This is a genomic window from Bradyrhizobium sp. URHD0069 (assembly GCF_000701345.1).
In the GTDB taxonomy this organism is placed as follows: Bacteria; Pseudomonadota; Alphaproteobacteria; order Rhizobiales; family Xanthobacteraceae; genus Bradyrhizobium.
The window spans coordinates 1-21,705 of sequence record NZ_JNIJ01000026.1 but is presented as its reverse complement, the minus strand read 5'-3'; the positions used below and the strand labels follow the sequence as shown (position 1 = coordinate 21,705).

General features: G+C 61.9%; 30 protein-coding genes. 26 read left to right on the top strand and 4 right to left on the bottom strand.

Annotated features, from left to right (window positions below; all coding sequences use genetic code 11):
- The 19 genes from rpmC to N554_RS0116885 all read left to right on the top strand — a co-directional run bounded on the left by rpmC (nt 1) and on the right by N554_RS0116885 (nt 11,083).
- Nucleotides 1–207 (top strand): 50S ribosomal protein L29, encoded by a 207-nt coding sequence (gene rpmC, locus N554_RS0116980; protein ID WP_029584556.1) that lies wholly within the window; start codon nt 1–3, stop codon nt 205–207.
- A gap of 10 nt (nt 208–217) precedes the next feature.
- Nucleotides 218–466 carry a 30S ribosomal protein S17 gene (rpsQ, locus tag N554_RS0116975; protein WP_029584555.1) on the top strand — a complete coding sequence of 83 codons (249 nt, stop codon included), beginning with the start codon at nt 218–220 and terminating at the stop codon, nt 464–466.
- Nucleotides 467–545: 79 nt separating this feature from the next.
- Nucleotides 546–914 carry a 50S ribosomal protein L14 gene (gene rplN / locus N554_RS0116970; protein WP_011473865.1) on the top strand — a complete coding sequence of 123 codons (369 nt, stop codon included), beginning with the start codon at nt 546–548 and terminating at the stop codon, nt 912–914.
- Nucleotides 914–1,228: a 50S ribosomal protein L24 gene (rplX, locus tag N554_RS0116965; RefSeq protein ID WP_029584554.1), complete on the top strand. Its 315-nt coding sequence runs from the start codon at nt 914–916 to the stop codon at nt 1,226–1,228. The genes rplN and rplX overlap by 1 nt, the downstream gene beginning before the upstream one ends.
- Nucleotides 1,221–1,778, top strand: a complete 558-nt coding sequence (gene rplE / locus N554_RS0116960; protein ID WP_029584553.1) for a 50S ribosomal protein L5 — start codon at nt 1,221–1,223, stop codon at nt 1,776–1,778. Before rplX ends, rplE begins: the two co-directional genes overlap by 8 nt.
- A 43-nt stretch (nt 1,779–1,821) precedes the next feature.
- A complete protein-coding gene (rpsN, locus tag N554_RS0116955; RefSeq protein WP_029584552.1) occupies nt 1,822–2,127 on the top strand; it encodes a 30S ribosomal protein S14 in 306 nt (101 codons plus the stop codon).
- Between the two features lie 12 nt (nt 2,128–2,139).
- Nucleotides 2,140–2,538, top strand: a complete 399-nt coding sequence (gene rpsH, locus N554_RS0116950; protein ID WP_029584551.1) for a 30S ribosomal protein S8 — start codon at nt 2,140–2,142, stop codon at nt 2,536–2,538.
- Between the two features lie 16 nt (nt 2,539–2,554).
- The gene (gene rplF, locus N554_RS0116945; RefSeq protein WP_029584550.1) at nt 2,555–3,088 is read left to right on the top strand and encodes a 50S ribosomal protein L6; all 534 of its coding nucleotides are present in this window, start codon (nt 2,555–2,557) and stop codon (nt 3,086–3,088) included.
- An 11-nt stretch (nt 3,089–3,099) separates the two neighbouring features.
- On the top strand, nt 3,100–3,462 hold the full coding sequence (rplR, locus tag N554_RS0116940; protein WP_029584549.1) for a 50S ribosomal protein L18: 363 nt from the start codon (nt 3,100–3,102) through the stop codon (nt 3,460–3,462).
- Nucleotides 3,463–3,534: 72 nt separating this feature from the next.
- Complete coding sequence (gene rpsE / locus N554_RS0116935; RefSeq protein ID WP_029584548.1) at nt 3,535–4,107, top strand: 30S ribosomal protein S5; 573 nt, start codon at nt 3,535–3,537, stop codon at nt 4,105–4,107.
- An 80-nt stretch (nt 4,108–4,187) separates the two neighbouring features.
- Nucleotides 4,188–4,382: a 50S ribosomal protein L30 gene (gene rpmD / locus N554_RS0116930; RefSeq protein ID WP_029584547.1), complete on the top strand. Its 195-nt coding sequence runs from the start codon at nt 4,188–4,190 to the stop codon at nt 4,380–4,382.
- Between the two features lie 75 nt (nt 4,383–4,457).
- Nucleotides 4,458–4,946 carry a 50S ribosomal protein L15 gene (gene rplO, locus N554_RS0116925; RefSeq protein ID WP_029584546.1) on the top strand — a complete coding sequence of 163 codons (489 nt, stop codon included), beginning with the start codon at nt 4,458–4,460 and terminating at the stop codon, nt 4,944–4,946.
- 145 nt (nt 4,947–5,091) lie between these two features.
- On the top strand, nt 5,092–6,423 hold the full coding sequence (gene secY / locus N554_RS0116920; protein WP_029584545.1) for a preprotein translocase subunit SecY: 1,332 nt from the start codon (nt 5,092–5,094) through the stop codon (nt 6,421–6,423).
- Between the two features lie 124 nt (nt 6,424–6,547).
- Nucleotides 6,548–7,390 carry an adenylate kinase gene (locus tag N554_RS0116915; protein WP_029584544.1) on the top strand — a complete coding sequence of 281 codons (843 nt, stop codon included), beginning with the start codon at nt 6,548–6,550 and terminating at the stop codon, nt 7,388–7,390.
- A gap of 182 nt (nt 7,391–7,572) precedes the next feature.
- Nucleotides 7,573–7,941: a 30S ribosomal protein S13 gene (gene rpsM / locus N554_RS0116910; protein WP_029584543.1), complete on the top strand. Its 369-nt coding sequence runs from the start codon at nt 7,573–7,575 to the stop codon at nt 7,939–7,941.
- A 134-nt stretch (nt 7,942–8,075) separates the two neighbouring features.
- Complete coding sequence (rpsK, locus tag N554_RS0116905) at nt 8,076–8,465, top strand: 30S ribosomal protein S11 (protein ID WP_006021048.1); 390 nt, start codon at nt 8,076–8,078, stop codon at nt 8,463–8,465.
- A 112-nt stretch (nt 8,466–8,577) separates the two neighbouring features.
- Entirely contained in the window at nt 8,578–9,609 is a 1,032-nt protein-coding gene (locus N554_RS0116900) for a DNA-directed RNA polymerase subunit alpha (protein ID WP_029584542.1), read from the top strand.
- Between the two features lie 128 nt (nt 9,610–9,737).
- On the top strand, nt 9,738–10,154 hold the full coding sequence (rplQ, locus tag N554_RS0116895) for a 50S ribosomal protein L17 (RefSeq protein ID WP_029584541.1): 417 nt from the start codon (nt 9,738–9,740) through the stop codon (nt 10,152–10,154).
- A 134-nt stretch (nt 10,155–10,288) separates the two neighbouring features.
- Nucleotides 10,289–11,083, top strand: a complete 795-nt coding sequence (locus N554_RS0116885; protein WP_029584540.1) for an SDR family NAD(P)-dependent oxidoreductase — start codon at nt 10,289–10,291, stop codon at nt 11,081–11,083.
- 158 nt (nt 11,084–11,241) lie between these two features.
- Here the strand turns inward: N554_RS0116885 and N554_RS0116880 are convergent, their stop codons facing one another.
- The 3 genes from N554_RS0116880 to N554_RS0116870 all read right to left on the bottom strand — a co-directional run bounded on the left by N554_RS0116880 (nt 11,242) and on the right by N554_RS0116870 (nt 14,109).
- Complete coding sequence (locus N554_RS0116880) at nt 11,242–12,255, bottom strand: zinc-binding alcohol dehydrogenase family protein (protein WP_029584539.1); 1,014 nt, start codon at nt 12,253–12,255, stop codon at nt 11,242–11,244.
- Between the two features lie 175 nt (nt 12,256–12,430).
- Complete coding sequence (locus N554_RS40025; RefSeq protein ID WP_156041960.1) at nt 12,431–12,574, bottom strand: hypothetical protein; 144 nt, start codon at nt 12,572–12,574, stop codon at nt 12,431–12,433.
- Between the two features lie 26 nt (nt 12,575–12,600).
- Nucleotides 12,601–14,109, bottom strand: coding sequence for a porin (locus N554_RS0116870; RefSeq protein ID WP_051677530.1), 1,509 nt, complete (start codon nt 14,107–14,109; stop codon nt 12,601–12,603).
- A 178-nt stretch (nt 14,110–14,287) separates the two neighbouring features.
- On the opposite strand from N554_RS0116870, the gene N554_RS0116865 reads away from it, so the two are divergent.
- The 3 genes from N554_RS0116865 to N554_RS0116850 all read left to right on the top strand — a co-directional run bounded on the left by N554_RS0116865 (nt 14,288) and on the right by N554_RS0116850 (nt 17,409).
- The gene (locus N554_RS0116865; RefSeq protein ID WP_029584537.1) at nt 14,288–14,506 is read left to right on the top strand and encodes a hypothetical protein; all 219 of its coding nucleotides are present in this window, start codon (nt 14,288–14,290) and stop codon (nt 14,504–14,506) included.
- Nucleotides 14,507–14,677: 171 nt separating this feature from the next.
- Nucleotides 14,678–16,084, top strand: coding sequence for a DegQ family serine endoprotease (locus N554_RS0116855; protein WP_029584536.1), 1,407 nt, complete (start codon nt 14,678–14,680; stop codon nt 16,082–16,084).
- Nucleotides 16,081–17,409, top strand: coding sequence for a replication-associated recombination protein A (locus tag N554_RS0116850; protein ID WP_029584535.1), 1,329 nt, complete (start codon nt 16,081–16,083; stop codon nt 17,407–17,409). Before N554_RS0116855 ends, N554_RS0116850 begins: the two co-directional genes overlap by 4 nt.
- A gap of 61 nt (nt 17,410–17,470) precedes the next feature.
- Here the strand turns inward: N554_RS0116850 and N554_RS0116845 are convergent, their stop codons facing one another.
- Nucleotides 17,471–18,421, bottom strand: coding sequence for an alpha/beta hydrolase (locus N554_RS0116845; protein WP_029584534.1), 951 nt, complete (start codon nt 18,419–18,421; stop codon nt 17,471–17,473).
- 134 nt (nt 18,422–18,555) lie between these two features.
- Between N554_RS0116845 and N554_RS0116840 the strand changes: the two genes are divergently transcribed.
- From N554_RS0116840 to N554_RS0116820, 4 genes are all read left to right on the top strand, one after another.
- On the top strand, nt 18,556–19,761 hold the full coding sequence (locus N554_RS0116840; RefSeq protein WP_029584533.1) for an RluA family pseudouridine synthase: 1,206 nt from the start codon (nt 18,556–18,558) through the stop codon (nt 19,759–19,761).
- 45 nt (nt 19,762–19,806) lie between these two features.
- A complete protein-coding gene (locus tag N554_RS0116835; protein WP_029584532.1) occupies nt 19,807–20,106 on the top strand; it encodes a hypothetical protein in 300 nt (99 codons plus the stop codon).
- A gap of 196 nt (nt 20,107–20,302) precedes the next feature.
- Entirely contained in the window at nt 20,303–21,079 is a 777-nt protein-coding gene (locus N554_RS0116825) for an ATP12 family chaperone protein (RefSeq protein ID WP_029584531.1), read from the top strand.
- A gap of 369 nt (nt 21,080–21,448) precedes the next feature.
- A partial coding sequence (locus N554_RS0116820; RefSeq protein WP_029584621.1) for a transposase occupies nt 21,449–21,705 on the top strand: 257 nt, incomplete at its 3' end.

The window sequence follows — 21,705 nt, the reverse complement described above, 5'->3', positions numbered from 1 at the left end:
ATGGCCGAGATGAAAACCGCCGATATCCGCGCGATGAGCCCCGATCAGATGGACGACGCCGTCCTCAATCTGAAGAAGGAGCGCTTCAACCTGCGTTTCCAGCGCGCCACCGGGCAGTTGGAGAACACCTCGCGGCTGCGTGAAGCCCGCCGCGATATCGCCCGCATCAAGACCATCGCCGCGCAGCAGCGCGCGAAGAAGAAGTAAGGGGCTTAAAATGCCGAAACGTACGCTTCAAGGCGTGGTCGTCAGCGACAAGCAAGCCAAGACGGTTGTGGTGCGCGTCGATCGCCGCTTCACCCATCCGATCTACAAGAAGACGATTCGCCGCTCGAAAAATTATCACGCGCACGACGAGAACAACGAGTTCAAGCCGGGTGACATGGTGTGGATCGAGGAAAGCAAGCCGATCTCGAAGTTGAAGCGCTGGACCGTGGTCCGGGGCGACCAGACGAAAACCGCCTGACCTCAATTCGGCGCCGCCGACGAAGTTCAGGAAATTTTAGGCGCAACTTTGCGCATCAGAAAGAGGACGAGGTGCATCAATGATTCAGATGCAGACCAACCTCGACGTGGCCGATAATTCAGGCGCACGCCGTGTCATGTGCATCAAGGTGCTTGGGGGCTCCAAGCGCCGCTATGCCACCGTGGGCGACGTCATTGTCGTGTCGATCAAGGAAGCGATCCCGCGCGGCAAGGTGAAGAAGGGCGACGTGATGAAGGCCGTCGTGGTCCGGGTCCGCAAGGACATCCGCCGCGCCGATGGTTCCGTCATCCGCTTCGACCGCAACGCCGCCGTGCTGATCAACAATCAGTCGGAGCCGGTCGGCACCCGCATCTTCGGGCCGGTGCCGCGCGAGCTGCGCGCCAAGAACCACATGAAGATCATTTCGCTCGCGCCGGAGGTGCTGTGATGGCTGCCAAGATCCGGAAGGGTGACAAGGTCATCGTGCTGAACGGGCGCGACAAGGGCCGTACCGGCGAGGTGTTCGAGGTGCGTCCCGACGCCAACAAGGCGCTGGTCCGCGGCGTCAACATGATCAAGCGTCACCAGAAGCAGAGCCAGGCGCAGGAGGGCGGCATCATCTCGAAGGAGTCGCCGATCCACCTGTCCAACATCGCGATCGTCGGCAAGGACGGCAAGCCGACCCGCGTTGGTTTCAAGATTCAGGCGGATGGCAAGAAGGTACGCATCGCCAAGCGCTCGGGAGCAGAGATCGATGGCTGAGACCGCATACACCCCGCGCCTGCGCGCGGAATATGACCAGAGCATCCGCGGCAAGCTGACCGAACAGTTCGGCTATGCCAACATCATGCAGGTGCCGCGCCTGGACAAGGTCGTGCTCAACATGGGCATCGGCGAGGCGGTCAACGACCGCAAGAAGGCGGAAACGGCTGCCGCCGATCTGTCGCTGATCGCCGGCCAGAAGGCTGTCGTCACCTATTCGCGCGTCGCGATTGCGACCTTCAAGCTGCGTGAAAACCAGCCGATCGGCTGCAAGGTCACGCTGCGCAAGGCCAAGATGTACGAGTTCATCGATCGTCTGGTGAACGTCGCCCTGCCGCGCGTGCGCGACTTCCGCGGCCTTAACCCGAAGAGCTTCGATGGCGGCGGCAATTACTCGCTCGGCATCAAGGAGCACATCATTTTCCCCGAAATCGACTTCGACAAGGCCGGGGAAACGTGGGGCATGGATGTCACGGTATGCACCACGGCGCGCACCGACGACGAAGCGCGAGCATTGTTGACCGCATTCAATTTCCCGTTCCGGCAGTGAGACGCTGACCAGCCTCTCAAACGCGGAAACCCAGGAGCCAAGCATGGCAAAGAAGAGTTCGATCGAAAAGAACAACCGGCGCAAGCGGATGACCAAGAACGCCGCGCCAAAGCGCGCGAAGCTGAAGGCGATCATCGCCGACAAGAAGAAGCCGATGGAAGAGCGGTTTGCGGCGACGCTGAAGCTTGCCGAGCTTCCGCGCAATTCGTCGGCGACCCGCATCCGCAATCGCTGCGAAATTACCGGGCGTCCGCGCTCGAATTATCGCAAGAACAAGCTCAGCCGCATCGCGCTGCGTGAACTCGGCTCCAAGGGCCTGGTTCCCGGGCTCGTGAAGTCGAGCTGGTAAGGAGGGTCGGACATGTCAACACACGATCCGATCAGCGATCTCATCACCCGCATCCGCAACGCGCAGATGCGCGCCAAGCCCAAGGTCTCGACCCCGGGCTCGAAGATGCGCGCCAATGTGCTCGAGGTGCTCAAGACCGAGGGTTACATCCGCGGCTACGCCAGCGTCGAGCACGCCTCTGGCCGCAGTGAGCTTGAGATCGAGCTGAAGTATTTCGACGGCGAGCCGGTGATTCGCGAGATCGAGCGGGTATCGAAGCCGGGGCGGCGAGTTTATGCCTCGGTGAAGAACCTGCCGCGCGTGAACAACGGTCTCGGAATTTCGGTGTTATCGACACCCAAGGGAATTATGGCTGACCACGAAGCGCGCGACGCGAATGTGGGCGGCGAAGTTCTCTTCACGGTGTTCTGAGGAAGGGACTTAAACCATGTCACGAATTGGCAAGCGGCCTGTGACGGTTCCGTCGGGGGTTACCGCGACCGTCGAAGGGCAGACCGTCAAAATGAAGGGGCCGAAAGGCCAGCTTCAGTTCGTCGTGCATGACGACGTCGAGGTGAAGTTCGAAAACGGCGAGGTCAAGGTCGCGCCGCGCGTCAAGACCAACCGCGCGCAGGCGATGTACGGCACCGCGCGTGCGCAGGTCGCGAACCTGGTCAATGGCGTCACCAAGGGCTTTGAGAAGAAGCTCGAGATCACCGGCGTTGGTTACCGCGCCGCGCTGCAGGGCAAGAACCTGCAGCTCGCGCTCGGCTACAGCCACGACGTGGTCTACGCGATCCCGGAAGGCATCGCGATCACGGTGCCGAAGCCGACCGAGATCATCATCAACGGCAACGATTCCCAGCGTGTCGGCCAGGTCGCCGCTGAGATTCGCAGCTACCGTCCGCCGGAGCCCTATAAGGGCAAGGGCGTGAAATACGCCGACGAATTCATCTTCCGCAAGGAAGGCAAGAAGAAGTAACGGAGCCGGTCATGTCGAGACTCAAGATTACGAATGCCCGGCGCAAGCAACGCGTAAGGTTGTCGTTGCGCCGTTCCGGGGGCGGCCGCCCGCGTTTGTCGGTTTTCCGCTCGTCGAAGCACATCTACGCGCAGGTCATCGACGACCTGAAAGGCGAGACTTTGGCGTCGGCGTCTTCGCTGGAGAAGGCGATGCGCGAGAGCGGCAACACCGGGGCGAACATCGACGCGGCCAAGGCGGTCGGCAAGCTCCTGGCGGAGCGCGCGGTGAAGAACGGCGTCACGGAAGTGGTGTTCGATCGCGGCAGCTATCTCTATCACGGCCGCGTCAAGGCGCTCGCCGATGCGGCGCGCGAGAGCGGGTTGAGCTTCTAAACGGAATCGGACGGATACAAGAGCAGAGGCGAACGCCTCTCAAGGCAAGTCTTTTAAGGATCGGAAAACACCATGGCAGGTGAACGCGAACGCGGTGGCGGCCACAGGGGCGGCCGGGAAGAGCGCGACAGCGAGTTCGTCGACAAGCTCGTCCACATCAATCGTGTGGCGAAGGTCGTCAAGGGCGGCAAGCGCTTCGGTTTTGCGGCCCTGGTCGTGATCGGCGATCAGAAAGGCCGGGTCGGATTCGGCCACGGCAAGGCACGCGAGGTCCCCGAGGCGATCCGCAAGGCCACGGAATCGGCAAAGCGCAACCTGACGCGCGTCGCGTTGCGCGAAGGCCGCACGCTGCATCACGATATCGCCGGCCGTCACGGCGCCGGCCGGGTTTATCTGCGTGCGGCGCCGGCGGGTACCGGCATCATCGCGGGCGGCCCGATGCGTGCGGTGTTCGAGACGCTCGGCATCCAGGACGTGGTGGCGAAGTCGATCGGCTCGTCGAACCCCTACAACATGGTTCGTGCGACGTTCGATGCGCTGAAGCATCAGGATTCGCCGCGGTCGGTCGCGGCGCGCCGCAACATCAAGGTGTCCACGCTGCAGTCGCGCCGCGTCGGCGGCGATGCCGAAGCGGTGGCTGAATAAACAACGGCATGATCCGGAAAAGTGGGTACCGGTTTTCCGAATAGATCATGCCAAACTAAAGACTTTCGGAGTTCAGGACGATGGCCAAGGCCGCAAAGATGATCAAGGTCGAGCAGACCGGCAGCGCGATCCGCCGCCACCACTCGCAGCGGGAGACGCTGATCGGCCTCAAGCTTAACAAGATCGGCCGGGTCACCGAGCTGCAGGATACGCCTGCGGTTCGCGGCATGATCGCCAAGGTGCAACACCTCGTCCGCATCGTCGACGAGAAATAAGATGGAGCATGGTTTCCGAAAACCGGGAACCGGTTTTCGGTCAGGATCATGCTCCAAAGGTAAAGGAAGCGAACGATGAAGCTCAGCGATATCGCCGACAATGCCGGCTCGCGCAAAAAGCGCATGCGCGTCGGCCGTGGCATCGGCTCCGGCAAGGGCAAGACGGCGGGCCGCGGCGGCAAGGGCCAGACCGCGCGCTCCGGTGTGCGCATCAAGGGCTTTGAGGGCGGCCAGATGCCGCTGCATCGGCGGCTGCCGAAGCGCGGCTTCAACAACATTTTCCGGCTCGAGTTTGCCGAGATCAACCTCGATCGCATTCAGCAGGCGATCGACGCCAAGCTGCTCGACGCCAAGGAAACCATCAACGCCGAATCGCTGGTGAAGTCCCGCGTTCTGCGACGTTCGAAAGATGGCGTGCGGCTGCTCGGCCGCGGCGAACTCAAGGCCAAGCTGAATATCGAGGTTCACGGCGCCTCAAAGTCCGCCATTGCGGCGGTCGAGAAGGCGGGCGGCACGGTGAAGATCCTGGCGCCGGCAAAGAAGGACGAAGGCGAGGCGGCGTAACATCTGCGTCATCGCCCGCAGCATGCGGGCAGTCTGCACGACAGGACGTTGGACTTATCGAAGCCGAGCACCAAATAATGTCCGGCGTCTGCTGAATGTCCCGCGCGGGGCATGACAGCGCAAGGGCGGCGGGAGAAAGCCAAACATGGTCTCAGCAGCGGAACAACTGGCGGCAAACCTCAATTTCTCGGCGCTCGGAAAAGCCGAGGAACTGAAAAAGCGCATCTGGTTCACACTGGGTGCGCTGCTTGTCTATCGGCTTGGCACTTACATCCCGCTGCCCGGGATCGATCCCAACATCTGGGAACAGGTATTCCGCTCCCAGGCCGGCGGCATCCTCGGCATGTTCAACATGTTCGCTGGCGGCGGCATTCACCGCATGGCGATCTTTGCGCTGAACATCATGCCGTATATTTCGGCCTCGATTATCATTCAGCTGTTGACCACGGTGTCGCCGCAGCTCGAGGCGCTGAAGAAGGAAGGCGAGGCCGGCCGCAAGACGCTGAATCAGTACACCCGCTATCTCACGGTAATCCTGGCCGCGTTCCAGTCCTACGGCATCGCGGTCGGGCTGGAGGGCGCCGGTAACGTCGTCAGCGAGCCCGGGCTGTTCTTCCGTCTCTCCACCGCGATCACCCTGACCGGCGGCACCATGTTCCTGATGTGGCTCGGCGAGCAGATCACCTCGCGCGGCATCGGCAACGGAATTTCGCTGATCATTCTCGCCGGCATCGTCGCGGAGTTGCCCTCGGCGCTTGCCAGCATGCTGGAACTCGGCCGCCAGGGCGCGCTGTCCACCGGACTCATTCTGGTGGTCATCGTGATGGCGGTTGCGGTGATCGCCTTCATCGTGTTCATGGAGCGCGCGCAGCGGCGGCTTTTGATCCAGTATCCGAAGCGCCAGGTCGGCAACAAGATGTTCGAAGGCCAGTCCTCGCATCTGCCGCTGAAACTGAATACATCAGGCGTGATTCCGCCGATCTTCGCTTCCTCGCTGCTGCTGCTGCCGACCACGGTGGCAAATTTCAACGCCGGCAGCGGGCCGGAGTGGTTCCAGTGGATCAATACCCAGCTCAGCCACGGCCGTCCGCTGTTTTTGATTCTTTATTTGGCGCTGATCGTGTTCTTCGCGTTCTTTTATACCGCGATCGTGTTCAACCCCACCGAGACCGCCGACAATCTCAAGAAGCATGGCGGCTTCATTCCGGGCATTCGCCCCGGCGAGCGAACGGCCGAATACATCGACTACGTGCTTTCGCGCATCACGGTGCTTGGCGCGGTCTACCTCGCGATTGTCTGCCTGATCCCCGAAATTCTTATTTCTTACGCCTCGGTGCCGTTCTACTTTGGCGGAACGTCGCTGTTGATCGTCGTCAGCGTGACCATGGATACGGTGGCCCAGGTTCAGGGTTATCTGCTCGCCCATCAGTATGAAGGGCTGATCCGGAAGTCGAAATTGAGGGGGCGTCGCCGCTGACGCTTTAACCGACGCGTTGCACGCTTTCGCCTTCTGCGCTCGGCGCTGATTGTGGTTGGCGCTGTTGTTGGATTTGATATGCAGGTGCGCGGTCGCTCGCTCACCGAGCCGGGGGCGAATACGGATGAGACTGATTCTTCTCGGGCCGCCGGGGTCGGGCAAGGGAACGCAGGCCCAGCGGCTGGTCCAGCGCTATGGCATTATCCAACTCTCGACCGGCGAAATGCTGCGCGCCGCAGTGGCGGCGCAAACCGCGGTCGGCCTCAAGGCCAAGGACGTCATGGCCAGCGGCGGTCTGGTGCCGGATGACATCGTGATTGGAATCATTTCCGATCGACTCGATCAGCCGGACGCGGCGAAGGGTTTTATCCTCGACGGCTTTCCGCGCACCGTGCCGCAGGCCGAGGCGCTGGATGAGCTTTTGAAGAAGAAGCGAATGCGGCTCGACGCCGTGATCGAGCTTCGCGTCAACGAAAGCGCACTGCTGCAGCGTGTCGAAAGCCGGGTCGCGGAGATGCGGGCGCGGGGCGAGGAAGTGCGCATAGACGATACCCCGGAGGTGCTGACGAAGCGGCTGGCGAGCTACCGCGCGCTGACCGAGCCGCTGATTCACTACTATTCGGAGCGCCGCAAGCTGCTGACGCTCGACGGCATGATGACCATCGAACATGTCACCCGCGAAATTACCCGCATTCTCGCCGCGATCGGCGCGGTGGAGGCCAAGGCGTCCAGTAAGCCTGGTGCCGCCAAGCCGACGGCCAAGAGTGCCCGTTTGGCTGGCGGAAAGGCATCAAAGGCCCGTAGGGCCCCCAGAAAGGCCGCCAAAGCTTCCCGGAAGGGCGGGAAAATGGTTTCCAAGGGGTCCAAAAAGCCGATTCGGAAGGCTGCCGCGAGTTCCAAGGCGGCCGGCGGCAGAAAGACCACGAAAGCGGCCAAAAAGGTCACGAAAAAGCGAGCTAAAGCATAGAGACGGTTGACGAAACCAAGTTGAATCCTTTAATAAGCCCGTATCCAAGTCGGATAGTTTTCAGACGATGCCGGGCCCCGAGATCACCAAGGGGAGGGCGTCGTGTTCGCGTTTGCGGACACCTGCCCGAGATAGCTAAAAAACAGCCGATCCGCGAGGGATCGACGACAGGAGAGAAGTCCGTGGCCCGTATTGCCGGCGTGAATATCCCGACCAACAAGCGCGTGCTGATCGCGCTTCAGTACATCCATGGCATCGGCCAAAGGAATGCGGCCGATATTTTGCAGAAGGTCAAAATTCCCGATGATCGCCGCGTCGCGCAGCTGAGCGATCAGGAAGTGCTGCAAATCCGCGAAGTGATCGACCGCGACTATATCGTCGAAGGCGACCTGCGCCGTGAGACCGGCATGAACATCAAGCGTTTGATGGACCTCGGCTGCTATCGCGGCCTGCGCCATCGCCGTGGATTGCCGGTGCGTGGCCAGCGTACCCACACCAACGCGCGTACGCGCAAGGGTCCGGCCAAGTCGATCGCCGGCAAGAAGAAGTAATTTGGTGAATAGCGAATGGCGAATGGTGAGTAGGGGCTTAGCCTTACTATTCGCTATTCGCCAATCACTACTCGCCCGTCAGGTGTAGCCGCTGGCATTACGGCGGCGTTGAGATCGTTGAGAAAGGTTTTGGAATGGGCAAGGAAGCCACCCGCGTCCGCCGCCGCGAGCGCAAGAACATCGCGTCCGGCATCGCGCACGTGAATTCGTCCTTCAACAACACGACCATCACCATCACCGACGCGCAGGGCAACACCATTGCCTGGTCGTCGGCGGGCACGATGGGCTTCAAGGGTTCGCGCAAATCGACTCCTTACGCGGCGCAGGTCGCGGCGGAAGACGTCTCCAAGAAAGCGCAGGAACACGGCATGCGCACGCTGGAGGTTGAGGTTGCCGGTCCGGGTTCGGGCCGCGAATCGGCGCTTCGTGCGCTGCAGGCTGCGGGCTTCACCGTCACATCGATCCGCGACGTGACGACGATCCCGCACAATGGTTGCCGTCCGCGCAAGCGCCGGCGGGTCTGACGTTCGAGAGCGGGCGGCTCGTCCGCCTGCGACGGTTTTGAGGAAATTTAAGGCGCGGAGTGATCCGCGATCTCCAACGCCAGTAATTTAGATGGCAAATTGACTGGCCTGTATGGGTGAAACAGTGACGATTCAGAAAAATTGGCAAGAACTTATCCGGCCGAACAAACTCCATGTAACGCCGGGGACCGACCCGAGCCGCTTTGCGACCCTGGTCGCAGAACCGCTCGAGCGCGGCTTTGGCCAGACGCTCGGCAACGCGTTGCGCCGCATCCTGCTCTCCTCGCTGCAAGGCTCGGCGGTGCAGTCGGTGCATATCGACGGCGTGCTGCACGAGTTCTCCTCGATCGCGGGCGTTCGCGAGGACGTCACCGACATCGTGCTGAACATCAAGGACATCTCGATCAAGATGCAGGGCGAAGGCCCCAAGCGCATGGTCGTGAAGAAGCAGGGTCCGGGCGTCGTCACCGCCGGCGACATCCAGACCGTAGGCGACGTCGTGGTGCTCAATCCCGACCTGCAGATCTGCACCCTCGACGAGGGCGCGGAAATCCGCATGGAATTCACCGTCGCCGCCGGCAAGGGCTACGTCGCCGCCGAGCGCAACCGTCCCGAGGACGCGCCGATCGGCCTGATCCCGGTCGACAGCCTGTTCTCGCCGGTGCGCAAGGTCTCCTACAAGGTCGAGAACACCCGCGAGGGCCAGATCCTCGATTACGACAAGCTGACCATGACCATCGAGACCAACGGCGCGATCTCACCGGATGATGCAGTGGCCTATGCCGCCCGCATCCTGCAGGACCAGCTCAACGTGTTCGTGAACTTCGAAGAGCCGCGCAAGGAAGTGGCGCAGGAGATCATTCCCGATCTCGCGTTCAACCCGGCGTTCCTCAAGAAGGTCGACGAGCTCGAATTGTCGGTACGTTCGGCGAACTGCCTGAAGAACGACAACATCGTCTACATCGGCGACCTCGTGCAGAAGTCGGAAGCGGAAATGCTCCGTACCCCGAACTTCGGCCGCAAGTCCCTGAACGAGATCAAGGAAGTGCTGGCCCAGATGGGTCTGCACCTCGGAATGGAAGTGCCGGGCTGGCCGCCGGAGAATATCGACGAGTTGGCCAAACGCTTCGAAGACCACTATTGATTGAACGATGATTGTGGTGGCCGGGCTCGCTAGATGTCCCGGCCACACGATTTTGGGCGAACGCAGGCGGCCCTCCTGCAACGTGTCCGACGAGCCGTCGCGACAGAACAAGTATCGAGGATTATAAAATGCGTCACGGCAAGGTTCATCGGAAGCTCAACCGCACCGCCGAGCATCGGCGTGCGATGTTCGCCAATATGTGCGCGGCGCTGATCAAGCACGAGCAGATCGTCACCACGCTGCCGAAGGCCAAGGAACTGCGGCCGATCGTCGAGAAGCTGGTCACGCTCGGCAAGAAGGGCGGCCTCTCGATGCGCCGCCAGGCGATCTCCGAGATGCGCGACCAGGATCAGGTCCGCAAGCTGTTCGACGTCATCGCCACTCGCTACAAGGACCGCCAGGGCGGCTATACCCGCATCATCAAGGCCGGCTTTCGTTACGGCGACAACGCGCCGATGGCCGTGATCGAATTCGTCGACCGCGACGTCGATGCCAAGGGCCTCGATTCCGGTCCGGTGGAGGAGAAGGCTGTGGAAGCGGCGTAAGCCACCTCGATTTCGGTTTAGAGAGCGGCGCCTTCGGGCGCCGCTTTTTTATTGGGCATCACCGACCAGTGATCGCCGATTGCGGTCGCGCTCGCCGTTCCTGATATCTCCGTCATCATTGATGGAGATATTTCATGAAAATCGACCTCTCGGGAAAGACCGCCCTGGTGACGGGCTCCACCTCCGGCATTGGCCATGCGATTGCAAAAGGCCTCGCCTCGGCGGGGGCGGCCGTCGTGATCAATGGCCGGACCCAGTCGAAGGTAGACGCGGCCGTCGCCGCGATCACCAAGGCGGCGCCCGGAACCAAGGTCAGGGGCATCGCCGCCGACGTCTCGACCGCGGCGGGATGTCAGACGCTGGTCGAGACGCTGCCGGATGTCGATGTCCTCATCAACAATGTCGGGATCTTCGAGCCGAAGGGCTTCTTCGATATTCCCGATGAGGACTGGGTGCGTCTCTTCGACGTCAACGTAATGTCCGGCATCCGCCTGTCGCGCGCCTACATGCAAGGCATGCTGAAGCGCAACTGGGGCCGCATCGTTTTCATCGCGTCTGAGTCGGCGCTGTTGATTCCCAAGGAGATGATCCACTACGGCGTGACCAAGACCGCGCAGCTCTCGGTCTCGCGCGGCCTCGCCGAATTGACCCGAGGCACAGCCGTGACCGTCAATTCGGTGATGCCGGGACCAACCATGACCGACGGCGTCGAAACCTTTGTGGCCGAACTCGGCAGGCAGAACGGTCAATCGCCGGCCGAGGCGGCATCCTTGTTCATCAAGCAGCACCGCGCGGGTTCGATAATCCAGCGCTTCGCCAGCGTCGAGGAGATCGCCAATATGGTGGTCTATGTCAGTTCGAAAGAGGCATCGGCGACCAATGGCGCTGCGCTGCGCGTGGAAGGCGGACTGATCCCGACCATTGCGTGAGACAGTAGATGCTTGACGTCGTCATTGCGAGCCAACGGGTCCCGCGAACGCGCGCCCGATGACAGGCTCCGCGAAGCAATCCATGCAGCGGCAGCACAGAAAGCTGGATTGCTTCGTCGCTTCGCTTCTCGAAACGACAGCAGTGCGGTCTCTTTCGCCTACCACCCCTCCAGCACGATCTTGCCGCGCGACTTGCCGGATTCGAGCAACGCGTGGGCCCGCTTCAGGTTGGCGGCGTTGATGGTCCCAAACGTCTGGTCGAGTGTCGTACGCAGCACGCCCTTGTCGATGAGGTCGGCGACGTCGTTCAGCAGGTAGTGCTGGCCGATCATGTCCGGCGTCTGGAATGATGAACGGGTGAACATCGATTCCCAATGGATCGAGACCGCCTTGCCCTTGAAAACGCTGACGTTGAATTCCGGGGGATCGTCGATCAGTCCGTATTTCCCCTGAGGCGCGATGACCTCCGCCAGCGCCTTGTAATGCTGGTCGGTGTTGGTGAGGCTTGCGATCAGCGCCACCGGCGGCAGTTTCAGCTTCTCGATCTGCTCCTTCATCGGCTTCGAGTGATCGATCACGGCATGGGCGCCGAGATCGAGACACCATTTTTGCGTGTCGGGCCGGGATGCCGTCGCCACCACCGTCAGACCGGTGAGGCGGCGGGCGAGCTGGATCAGAATCGAACCGACGCCGCCGGCGCCCCCGATGATCAAGAGCGTGCGCGGATCGAGGCTCTTGCCGGGCACCGCGCCGAGGCGATCGAACAGCAACTCCCAGGCGGTAATCGAGGTGAGGGGGAGTGCGGCGGCTTGCGTGAATGAAAGCGTCTTCGGCTTGCGGCCGACGATACGCTCGTCGACCAGATGAAATTCCGCGCTGGTGCCTTGCCGCTGGATCGAGCCGGCATAGAAAACCTCGTCGCCGGACTTGAAGAGCGTGACATCAGGGCCGACGGCATCCACCACGCCGGCGGCATCGTAGCCGAGAATCTTGGTTTCGCCCTCGGGCGGCGCGGCGCGCTTGCGTACTTTGTAATCAACCGGATTAACTGAAATCGCCTTCACGGCGACACGGATGTCGCGGCCCCGCGGCTCCGGTTTTGCGGTCTCGAAATCGATCAAGGCATCCGCGGCATCGACCGGAAGGGACTTCTTGTAGCCGACCGCCTTCATTCTCGTGCTCCATTGCGTTCGCAGCTTGCAGGAGGATACTTGTCCCGCAAGCTCGGCAATTGCAAGGCTCGGATCGGGTGCCGGTTGTCGGAGAGCCGGCCGCGGCCCGCGAAGCTTATGACATTCCGGAAAAGCCGGGACGCCGTGTACCGCTCCGGCAGATGGCCGATCGCGTTCAGAACGCGGCAATGAGGATGTGCTCGCGACGCGAGTGCTTCGGTTCCGCGCCGCGGCCCAACGCGGCACGAGATTGCTCGCGCTTGCCGAACGCATACAGGCGGCCGCGCGTCTCGATGCTGTCGTCTTCGGAGCTCTTCAACCGCATATCTTCGCAGCTCGAAGGATTCAGAAGCGGAACCGCAATCCGACCGTCGGAGCGATGTTGTTGCGCTGGAGAAAGCCGTTGGCCAATCCGCCACTCACTTGCGTGAACATGACCCCGAAATAGGTATCCCACTTTGGTGCAAACCGCCAATCTACAGCAGCGGAGATCGCATCGAACGTCCCGGCGCATTGCGAGTGCTCACGGCCGAAACAGGGGGCAGGTCCCCCGGCAGGGGTGCCGAAGAACGAATTCTGGATATAATGGTAGTAGCCGCCGATCACATCCAGATTTTCGGTAACAGCGTACTTGGCCCCCACCCACATGATCTGCATGATCCTGTTGCCAAGACCGTTCACGCCGAAGGCTGTATTGTTAATGGTCGTATTGTTGAATGCTTGGCAGTTCTGGCAAAGAAAGTCTCCCGAGATATCGGTGAAAGCGGTTTGCGGATTGCTAGGCGCCCCGTACCGGATGTGCTCGTAGCCAGCGTATAGCTTCAGCGGTCCGTCCGTGTATTTGGCCACAAACATCACGGCTTCATTGTTAGAGATCGTCGCCGTGAGCGGCTGCGGCAAGAACGGGGGTATCGGCACCCCATTGGCGTCGTTGCTTCCCGGTCCAAGTGAGAGCGCCACGGAATCTCGGACAAAGCTGTAAATTGCGTCGACCGAGAGCACGCCTTTGCCCCCGGTCCGGATATCGCCACCGGCCTGGAACTGGTATGCGCCATTGGAGGCGTTGTTCTGGGCGTAGCCACCGAACTGCCACAACGCCGCCGCCCGGAATGGACCGACATTGACCCGATATTTCAGCGACGTCGAGTTTCTACAGTTTTCGGTATTGCCGCCGCCGCAGGTTATTCCCTGGAAGCCGATCGGTGAGAAGCCGTAAGAGGCGCTGAACGGATCGTAGTCGAAGACAGCGTCCAGGGTCAGCGAGTTTTGTCGGAAAACGGTAAAGGTGCCATACGTCGGAGAACTGACGCCGACGTAACCTACGCCATTGTACCACTGGCCCGCCCGGCTTGAATCGGAGTAGGCAGTGTTCAGGTTTTGGGGGATGCCGGCGTTCGCGGCAACCGATCCCGGTCCATCGGAGAGCCGCAAGGAATACGGGTCGAACCCAGCGTCCAGAGCAAAGACAACAGAGACGTCCCCGCCGATCGGCTCAGTTCCTTTGATTCCAATGAATGAATTGGTCAACGCGTTGGCTGCAGCGCCAAAAACCGCCCTGTTGTTCTGTTTCTGGACTAAGTATGAGGCTGTGACAGCGGATTGCATATCCCACGGCGCGCCGTGGCTCTGCCAGCCGAACCCATAGTCAACCGTGCCGTAGACCGTGATGCCCCCCCAAGTCAGCTGACAGTCGGTGGCAATAAAGCCCCAACCGTCGGTGCATGGCTTGGGCGCGGAAGCCGCCGCGGCCGGTGGCGCCTTCGTTGGCGTGATGTCGGCGGCCCGTACATCCACCGCGCATGAGGCGCCGGCAATTGCGAGAACTATTCCCGTGCAAATACGGAGCTTGGTCATGAGATAGCTCCAGCGACATGAACCACTGCGAGCAATTTCCTGAGTATGATTATTTTGATCTGATGCCGGTTGCCTGACAAGCTACGTCCGGCATCTATAGGGAAGAAATCTCATTCCTGTGGCCGCTGTGCCACACTGATTTCTGCCTCCAATAACTCTCCCGCTGGTTGAATTCGTAATGCAGACGCCACTCAGCCGAACGCGGCAGGACGACCGGCACGATCAATCCGGCGTCATCTGGGTGAGCCGCTATCTCCAGGTCGCAGTGGAGGCGATCATCCCGATCAAAGCCAGTTCGGGCCGCGACTTCGGTGTGCGCGCACAGACCCACCTGTATCTTCCCGCGATCTTGCGCCATCTTGATCGCCAGCGGCGATATTCGTTGGCATCACCTTAAGGAGAAGCGCGCTCCATCAAGATGATGCTTGTGGGAGCCGCGCGATTCGTCGTGCGTTTCGGGCACATCAATATAACCCCTTCGACGTGGAGGCCATGGATCCCTTTGAAACCGCTCTTCTATTGGCTGGCCGAAGCGCTATATTCCAGCAGCTTTCCTGAAGAGGTTTAGATGCTCAGATCCTTAACCGCCGCTACCATCCTGCTATGTGTCGGTGCCCTGGCAGGCACCGTCGACGACGCGGCCGGGCAGGACCGGCGCGTGCCGGTCTCGCCGACGGAGCTCAAGCTATCCTATGCGCCGATCGTGCAGCGCGTGCAGCCGGCCGTGGTCAACGTCTACGCCGCCAAGGTCGTGCAAAATCGCAATCCGCTGCTCGACGATCCGATCTTCCGCCGTTTCTTCGGCGTACCCGGCCAGCAGCCGGAACAGATGCAGCGCTCGCTGGGCTCGGGCGTGATGGTGGATCCGTCGGGCCTGGTCGTGACCAACAACCACGTCATCGAGGGCGCCGATCAGGTCAAGATTTCGCTCTCCGACAAGCGTGAATTCGAGGCCGAGATCGTGCTCAAGGACAGCCGCACTGATCTGGCGGTGCTGCGGATCAAGGATGGCAAGGAGAAATTCGCAACGCTTGATTTTGCCAACTCCGACGAGTTGCTCGTCGGCGACGTCGTGCTGGCGATCGGCAATCCCTTCGGTGTCGGCCAGACCGTGACGCATGGCATCATCTCGGCTTTGGCGCGCACGCAGGTCGGGATCACCGACTACCAGTTCTTCATTCAGACCGATGCCGCGATCAACCCCGGCAATTCCGGCGGGGCACTGGTCGACATGACCGGCAGGCTGGTGGGCGTCAATACCGCGATCTTCTCACGCTCCGGCGGATCGCAGGGCATCGGCTTTGCGATTCCCGCCAATATGGTGCGCGTCGTCGTCGCTTCCGCCAAGAGCGGCGGCAAGGCCGTGAAACGGCCGTGGCTTGGCGCGCGGCTGCAGGTCGTGACGCCGGAGATCGCCGAGACTCTCGGGCTTCGCATTCCCTCCGGTGCGCTGGTCGCCAATGTCGTTCCGAACAGTCCGGCGGCCCGGGCAGGGCTGAAGTCGTCCGATTTGATCCTGGCGGTCGATGGGCAGACGATCGACGATCCCAACGGCTTTGACTATCGCTTCGCGACGCGCCCGCTCGGCGGCACCTCGCAGGTCGATGTGCAGCGCGGGGTAAGAGCGATCAAGCTGACGGTGCCGCTTGAAACCGCGCCGGATACCGACCGCAACGAAATCGTGTTGACGACACGCTCGCCTTTCCAGGGTGCCAAGGTGGCGAACATCTCGCCTGCGGTCGCTGACGAGCTGCATCTGGATGCCGACACCGAGGGCGTCGTGGTGACTGACCTCGCCGACGGCGGAATGGCTGCCAACGTCGGATTCCAGAAAGGCGACATCATCCTGGCGGTGAACAATCAGAAAATCGCCAAGACCACCGATCTCGAAAAAGCGACGCGCGAATCTGCCCGTTTCTGGCGCATCACCGTGGTGCGGGGCGGCCAGCGGATCAACGTCACGCTCGGCGGATGAGTCCGAAGCGACCACGCGACGCTGCAACCCTGTTCGCCGCCGCGGGGATGGAGCAGGATGCGCCGCATCCGCTTCCCGACAAATTGCGCCCGCGCACGCTGTCGGATGTCGTCGGGCAGGATCATATCCTCGGGCCGGACGGCGCGCTGACGCGGATGCTGGCGACGCGCACGCTGGGTTCGCTGATCTTCTGGGGACCGCCGGGCACCGGCAAGACCACGGTGGCGCGGCTGTTGGCGGATGCCACCGAACTGCATTTCGAGCAGATTTCGGCAGTGTTTTCCGGAGTTGCCGATTTGAAGAAGGCGTTCGACGCGGCGCGGGCGCGGCGCGAGACCGGCAAGGGGACGCTGCTGTTCGTCGACGAGGTGCATCGTTTCAATCGCGCGCAGCAGGATTCGTTTCTGCCCGTGATGGAAGACGGCACCGTGGTGCTGGTCGGCGCCACTACCGAAAATCCCTCGTTCGAGCTCAACGCAGCGCTACTGTCGCGGGCGCGTGTCCTGGTGTTTCATTCGCTCGACCCGGCCGCCATCGAAAAGCTGTTCGTCCATGCCGAAAAGATCGAGGGCAAAAGGCTGCCGCTCGACGCTGAAGCCCGCGCCGTGCTGGTGCGTATGGCCGACGGCGATGGGCGCGCCGCGCTGACGCTTGCGGAGGAGGTCTGGCGCGCGGCGCGCCAAGGCGAAACCTTCAATGCGGAGCAGCTGCAGGACATTCTGCAGCGCCGTGCGCCGATCTACGACAAGTCCGCCGACGGCCATTACAATCTGATCTCGGCGCTGCATAAATCGGTGCGCGGCTCCGATCCTGACGCGGCATTGTATTATCTCGCGCGCATGATGGACGCTGGCGAAGACCCGTTGTTTCTGGCGCGGCGCGTGGTCCGCATGGCGGTCGAGGACATCGGTCTGGCCGATCCACAGGCGCTGGTTGTCGCCAACGCCGCGAAGGATGCCTTCGACTTTCTCGGCCATCCGGAGGGCGAACTCGCGATCGCGCAAGCGGTGATCTATCTCGCGACTGCGCCGAAATCCAACGCCGCCTACAAGGCGTTTAGCGCGGCGATGCGCGCCGCAAGAGAGGGCGGTTCGCTGCTGCCGCCGAAGCATATCCTGAACTCGCCGACCAAATTGATGAAATCGGAAGGCTATGGCAGCGGCTACGAATACGATCACGACACGGCGGAAGCATTCTCCGGACAAGACTATTTCCCGGAAGCGCTGGGCCGCCAGACCTTTTATGATCCGCCGGATCGCGGCTTCGAGCGCGAGATTCGCAAGCGGCTGGAGTACTGGGCGAAGCTGCGCCGGGAGCGTGGTTAAAGCGTTTTCAAGCGAAGTGGAGATCGGTTCGCATCAAGAAAACGCTCCCGTCTCGAAGCCTCTATTTACCTGACTTGACGAAGTCGAGAATCTCGTCGGTCAGGCGCGTGTCCGCGGTGTTGATCGAATACACCTCCGACATATGACTGTGCTGCGGCAACAGGATCGCGCGGGCGCATCCGCTCGCTCGCTTGCAGGTGGCCTGCTTCCCGAGATCGAATTGCAGCACGAAGCCGGCCGGATCCAGTTGGGCGGCAACCAGCATCAGCGGGATGTCGGTCGTCGCCAACCCCTGCAGCGAGGAGCGCTCCGCGTAGCGCGCGGGATCGGCGCCGAAATAGGCGCGCTGGTTATCGGCGAGCGGTGTCGCGGTCAGGTCGTAAATGCCGGAGACCATGATCGCCCCGGCCAGGCCGCCGCCTTTTACTTTGTGAAATTCGGGATGCGACACATAGTTTGCCACGTGGACCGCACCGGCGGAATGTCCCATCAGATAGATGCGCGCGGGACTGCCGCCACGCTCGCTGATCCTGTCAGTGACCCACTGAACCGCGGTGGCCATATCCTCGGCGCCCGCCGGCCAGGCGGCCTGCGGCGCGAGGCGATAGTTGATGTTGACGCCCACGAAGCCGTTCTTCACCGCCCACAGCATGATGTTGTCATAGAACGGGCTGGTCGGTGTGGTTCGCTTGTTGCCCCCCACGAACGCACCGGCATGTACATAGATCAGCACCGGCCGGGGAGATGCAGCCGTCTCCGGCATGAAGACATCGAGCAGGTTGCGATCGGCAGCGCCGTATTTGACATCCCGCTCGACCTTGACGCCGTGATACGGTTCCTTTTGCTGCAGCGGCGCGTAGAGCGCGAAGGTCTTCGGCGGGTCGATGATGCGGCCGATTTTGAGCAGCTTCCTGGCCAATTCCTCCGGCATCGGGCTTTGCTGCGCCCGTGCGGCCGTTATCGCCACCACCAATATTGCGAGCCCGGCCAAGGCTGATTTCGGTAGTGCCATCCCCGACCGCTTCCCCTGGTTTTCTGAGCTGTTGAGCCAATGATGACCGATCCCGCACCGGATTTGTACCGATTTTGCCGTGACGATTCGCTGCTTTTGCGCTACCCACCGGGTCAATTCGGAGCCGCACCAACATGAGCCGCCGCGTCAAGAGACCACTGGCGAAGTCCCGCGCGCCGGGCGATCGGCCCAAGGGCGCGCGCCCCTACCGGGGCTCGGTAGTTGAGCGGCCGCCGGTGCATCGTGCTGGCGGCAAGCCGCCGGGCCGATTCCCGGTATCGGCAAGCCGCGCGCCAAAACCTTTCATCGCTGAGCCTGAGAAGGTCGCGCCGGAGCCGCCGCCGCTCCCCACAAAGGTTCAGACCGTGGTCGTGACGGCAGACGAAAACAACATGCGCGTCGACCGTTTTCTCGAAGCGCGGTTTCCGGGCCTGTCGTTTTCCCACATCCAGCGCATCGTCCGCAAAGGCGAATTGCGCGTCAACGGCAAGCGCGCCGACAGCAAGGACCGGCTGGAGGAGGGACAGAGCATCCGCATCCCGCCGCTGAAGCTGGATACGCCAAAAGTTGCAGGACACCTGTCCGAAGCGGGCGCCAAGGCGCTTCAGGCGCTGAAGGACATGATCCTGTACGAGGATGCCGACGTCATGGTGCTGAACAAGCCCGCCGGCCTCGCCGTGCAGGGCGGCTCCGGCACCACGCGGCATATCGATCAGATGCTGGAAGTGATGCGCGACGCCAAGGGGCAGAAGCCGCGGCTGGTACACCGGCTCGACAAGGACACCGCGGGCTGCCTGCTGGTCGCGAAAACGCGTTTCGCCGCGACCGCGCTGACCGGATCGTTCCGCCATCGCTCGGCGCGCAAGATCTACTGGGCGCTGGTGGCGGGCGTGCCGAAGCCGAAGCAGGGCCGCATCTCGACCTACCTCGCCAAGGAGGAGGGCGAGGAAGACACCATCATGCGCATTGCCGCGCATGGCGACGAGGGCGCCAGCCACGCCGTGACCTATTATGCCGTGGTGGAGACGTCCGCGCAGAAGCTCGCATGGGTGTCGTTGAAACCTGTCACGGGGCGGACCCATCAGCTGCGCGCGCATATGGCGCATATCGACCACGCCATCATCGGCGATCCCAAATATTTCAACCGGGAGAACTGGCAGCTGCCGGGCGGTTTGCAAAACCGGCTGCATCTGCTGGCGCGCCGCATCGTGATTCCGCATCCTCGCGGCGGCGTGATCGATGCCACCGCGCCGCTGCCGCCGCATATGCTGCAATCGTGGAACCTGCTTGGTCTTGAGGCCGACCGGTTCGATCCGATCGAGCACGCGCCTGAAGAATAATTTAGTTAGCTTGCGGTTCTCCCGGGGCATCACGACATAGCCTCCATGAAACGATCTTCGATCTTTGTCTGTACGGTCTTGGCGGTGTTGCTCGCCGCGAATGCGCAGCAGGTGATTCCGCGCGGCGGATCGCTCCTTAATCCGCCGATACCGGCACCTCCGCCGCCGCCCAAAATCGAGGTGCCGGTTGTGCCGCAGATGGACGCACCGGTGCTGCAGAGTTATGTGCCTCCACCGCCGCCTTCTTTCAGCGACCGGATGACGACGTGTCTGGAAGCAGCCGCAGCCAGCGGGCTTCGCCCGAGCGCGCGCGCAGCGTATTCACGCGCCTGCGCCAACCGATGATTGGGCCTCTGTTACTTGCGGCTCAATTCCTGTATTGAGCGAGAAACATGGGCAATGAAACATGCGGGCCGTCGGCGTCGCGATCATCCAGCCGTCGCGGTCCAACCATCGTTGCCATCACGGCTCGCTTTATTTGCGCTAAATTCCTATCATACTCCGGCGTGAATCGTCGCTGACAACAAAAGTCGAAACGCAAATGCGCGAACTGTTCGATGAAGCGTCCGGAAAATCTCCGCTCGATCCGGAGGAGGCGGTGCGGCGCGCGACGCGCACGCCGCGCCGCAAGCGGTTTTACGCCAAGGCCGGCGTCGTTGAATCGCCTGACGGATTTGCCATAACACTCGATGACAAGCCGATCCGCACGCCTTCCGGCCGTTCGGTGGTCGCGCCGACCCGCGAGATCGCCGACGCCATCGCCGCGGAATGGGATGCGCAGCAGGAGACTATCGATCCCCTGACGATGCCCCTGACAAGGTTTGCCAACAGCGTCGTCGATGCCGTGGTCGACCGCGTCGATGCGGTTGCCGATGACATCGCCAAATATCTTGGGACCGATCTCCTGTTCTATCGCGCCGGACATCCGGAGGCGCTGGTCGCCCGCGAAGCCGCGCACTGGGATCCCATCGTGTTCTGGGCCGCGAATGAGCTCGGCGCGCATTTCATTCTCGCCGAAGGAATCGTGCATGTCCGCCAGCCCGATGCGGCCATTGCGGCGGCCCGCGCGGTATTCCCTTCCGATCCCTGGTCGATCGCAGCGCTGCACGTGATCACGACAGTGACGGGTTCGGCGCTGCTCGCGCTGGCGCTGTTGCATGGACCGCGTGATCCCGATCAGGTCTGGGCGGCCGCCCATGTCGACGAAGACTGGAACGTCGAGAAGTGGGGCGTGGATGAAGAGGTCGCGGCCCGCCGCGCCGCGCGGCTGGTTGATTTCAGGGCCGCCGCACAAATTCTAAGGGCACTCAACCCCTAGCGCGAATTCAGGTGGACTGGATCGCGGATCGAATGGCCTCATGGTTCGTGCCGCGCGGCGTCGCCGCTCTCCTCACATGAGCGTTTAAAACCTCATCCTGAGAGGTTGCGAATATATATCCGACCTCATCCCTGCGTAACGGCTTCGCCGTTATCGCTGGAGGAGCGCGCATCGCGCGCGTCTCGAAGGCCTCATCCTGAGGAGCGCGCCCTTGCGCGTCTCGAAGGATGGCCGCAACGCAGGGACTCGCGGCCGTCCTTCGAGACGCTTGCTTCGCAAGCTCCTCAGAGCCTGACCGAAAAAAGAAAGTTGAGTGATTCCAGCCCGTTGTGATTCCTTCGTGTTTGCGAAGACTCGAGGGAGCACAACATGTGTTGGACTGAAATCACCCGACGTCAATATCGGCGCGACGGACTGCGTTATGCAAGCGACACCACGGATGCGGAGTGGCAATTGATCGAACCGTTGATGCCTGCGCCATCCCGGCGCGGCCGTCCCCGTGAGATCAATCTGCGAGCGGTCATGAATGCGATCCTCTACATTGCGACCGCCGGTTGCCAATGGCGTGCGCTGCCGAAGGACTTTCCGCCGTGTTCGACGGTTCAGTACTGCTTCTACAAATGGCG

What these genes read in the sequence shown, in the direction of transcription:
- rpsQ (WP_029584555.1), top strand. Translation starts at nt 218, where the DNA reads ATGCCGAAACGTACGCTTCAAGGCGTGGTCGTCAGCGACAAGCAAGCC.
- N554_RS0116900 (WP_029584542.1), top strand. Translation starts at nt 8,578, where the DNA reads ATGGGTGAAACAGTGACGATTCAGAAAAATTGGCAAGAACTTATCCGG.
- N554_RS0116885 (WP_029584540.1), top strand. Translation starts at nt 10,289, where the DNA reads ATGAAAATCGACCTCTCGGGAAAGACCGCCCTGGTGACGGGCTCCACC.
- rpsK (WP_006021048.1), top strand. Translation starts at nt 8,076, where the DNA reads ATGGGCAAGGAAGCCACCCGCGTCCGCCGCCGCGAGCGCAAGAACATC.
- N554_RS0116835 (WP_029584532.1), top strand. Translation starts at nt 19,807, where the DNA reads ATGAAACGATCTTCGATCTTTGTCTGTACGGTCTTGGCGGTGTTGCTC.
- N554_RS0116855 (WP_029584536.1), top strand. Translation starts at nt 14,678, where the DNA reads ATGCTCAGATCCTTAACCGCCGCTACCATCCTGCTATGTGTCGGTGCC.
- rplN (WP_011473865.1), top strand. Translation starts at nt 546, where the DNA reads ATGATTCAGATGCAGACCAACCTCGACGTGGCCGATAATTCAGGCGCA.
- rplF (WP_029584550.1), top strand. Translation starts at nt 2,555, where the DNA reads ATGTCACGAATTGGCAAGCGGCCTGTGACGGTTCCGTCGGGGGTTACC.
- N554_RS0116870 (WP_051677530.1), bottom strand. Translation starts at nt 14,109, where the DNA reads ATGACCAAGCTCCGTATTTGCACGGGAATAGTTCTCGCAATTGCCGGC.
- N554_RS0116915 (WP_029584544.1), top strand. Translation starts at nt 6,548, where the DNA reads ATGAGACTGATTCTTCTCGGGCCGCCGGGGTCGGGCAAGGGAACGCAG.
- N554_RS0116880 (WP_029584539.1), bottom strand. Translation starts at nt 12,255, where the DNA reads ATGAAGGCGGTCGGCTACAAGAAGTCCCTTCCGGTCGATGCCGCGGAT.
- rplR (WP_029584549.1), top strand. Translation starts at nt 3,100, where the DNA reads ATGTCGAGACTCAAGATTACGAATGCCCGGCGCAAGCAACGCGTAAGG.
- rplX (WP_029584554.1), top strand. Translation starts at nt 914, where the DNA reads ATGGCTGCCAAGATCCGGAAGGGTGACAAGGTCATCGTGCTGAACGGG.
- rplO (WP_029584546.1), top strand. Translation starts at nt 4,458, where the DNA reads ATGAAGCTCAGCGATATCGCCGACAATGCCGGCTCGCGCAAAAAGCGC.
- rplQ (WP_029584541.1), top strand. Translation starts at nt 9,738, where the DNA reads ATGCGTCACGGCAAGGTTCATCGGAAGCTCAACCGCACCGCCGAGCAT.
- N554_RS0116850 (WP_029584535.1), top strand. Translation starts at nt 16,081, where the DNA reads ATGAGTCCGAAGCGACCACGCGACGCTGCAACCCTGTTCGCCGCCGCG.
- rpmD (WP_029584547.1), top strand. Translation starts at nt 4,188, where the DNA reads ATGGCCAAGGCCGCAAAGATGATCAAGGTCGAGCAGACCGGCAGCGCG.
- rpsN (WP_029584552.1), top strand. Translation starts at nt 1,822, where the DNA reads ATGGCAAAGAAGAGTTCGATCGAAAAGAACAACCGGCGCAAGCGGATG.
- secY (WP_029584545.1), top strand. Translation starts at nt 5,092, where the DNA reads ATGGTCTCAGCAGCGGAACAACTGGCGGCAAACCTCAATTTCTCGGCG.
- N554_RS0116845 (WP_029584534.1), bottom strand. Translation starts at nt 18,421, where the DNA reads ATGGCACTACCGAAATCAGCCTTGGCCGGGCTCGCAATATTGGTGGTG.
- N554_RS0116825 (WP_029584531.1), top strand. Translation starts at nt 20,303, where the DNA reads ATGCGCGAACTGTTCGATGAAGCGTCCGGAAAATCTCCGCTCGATCCG.
- N554_RS0116865 (WP_029584537.1), top strand. Translation starts at nt 14,288, where the DNA reads ATGCAGACGCCACTCAGCCGAACGCGGCAGGACGACCGGCACGATCAA.
- rpsH (WP_029584551.1), top strand. Translation starts at nt 2,140, where the DNA reads ATGTCAACACACGATCCGATCAGCGATCTCATCACCCGCATCCGCAAC.
- rpmC (WP_029584556.1), top strand. Translation starts at nt 1, where the DNA reads ATGGCCGAGATGAAAACCGCCGATATCCGCGCGATGAGCCCCGATCAG.
- rpsE (WP_029584548.1), top strand. Translation starts at nt 3,535, where the DNA reads ATGGCAGGTGAACGCGAACGCGGTGGCGGCCACAGGGGCGGCCGGGAA.
- rplE (WP_029584553.1), top strand. Translation starts at nt 1,221, where the DNA reads ATGGCTGAGACCGCATACACCCCGCGCCTGCGCGCGGAATATGACCAG.
- N554_RS0116840 (WP_029584533.1), top strand. Translation starts at nt 18,556, where the DNA reads ATGAGCCGCCGCGTCAAGAGACCACTGGCGAAGTCCCGCGCGCCGGGC.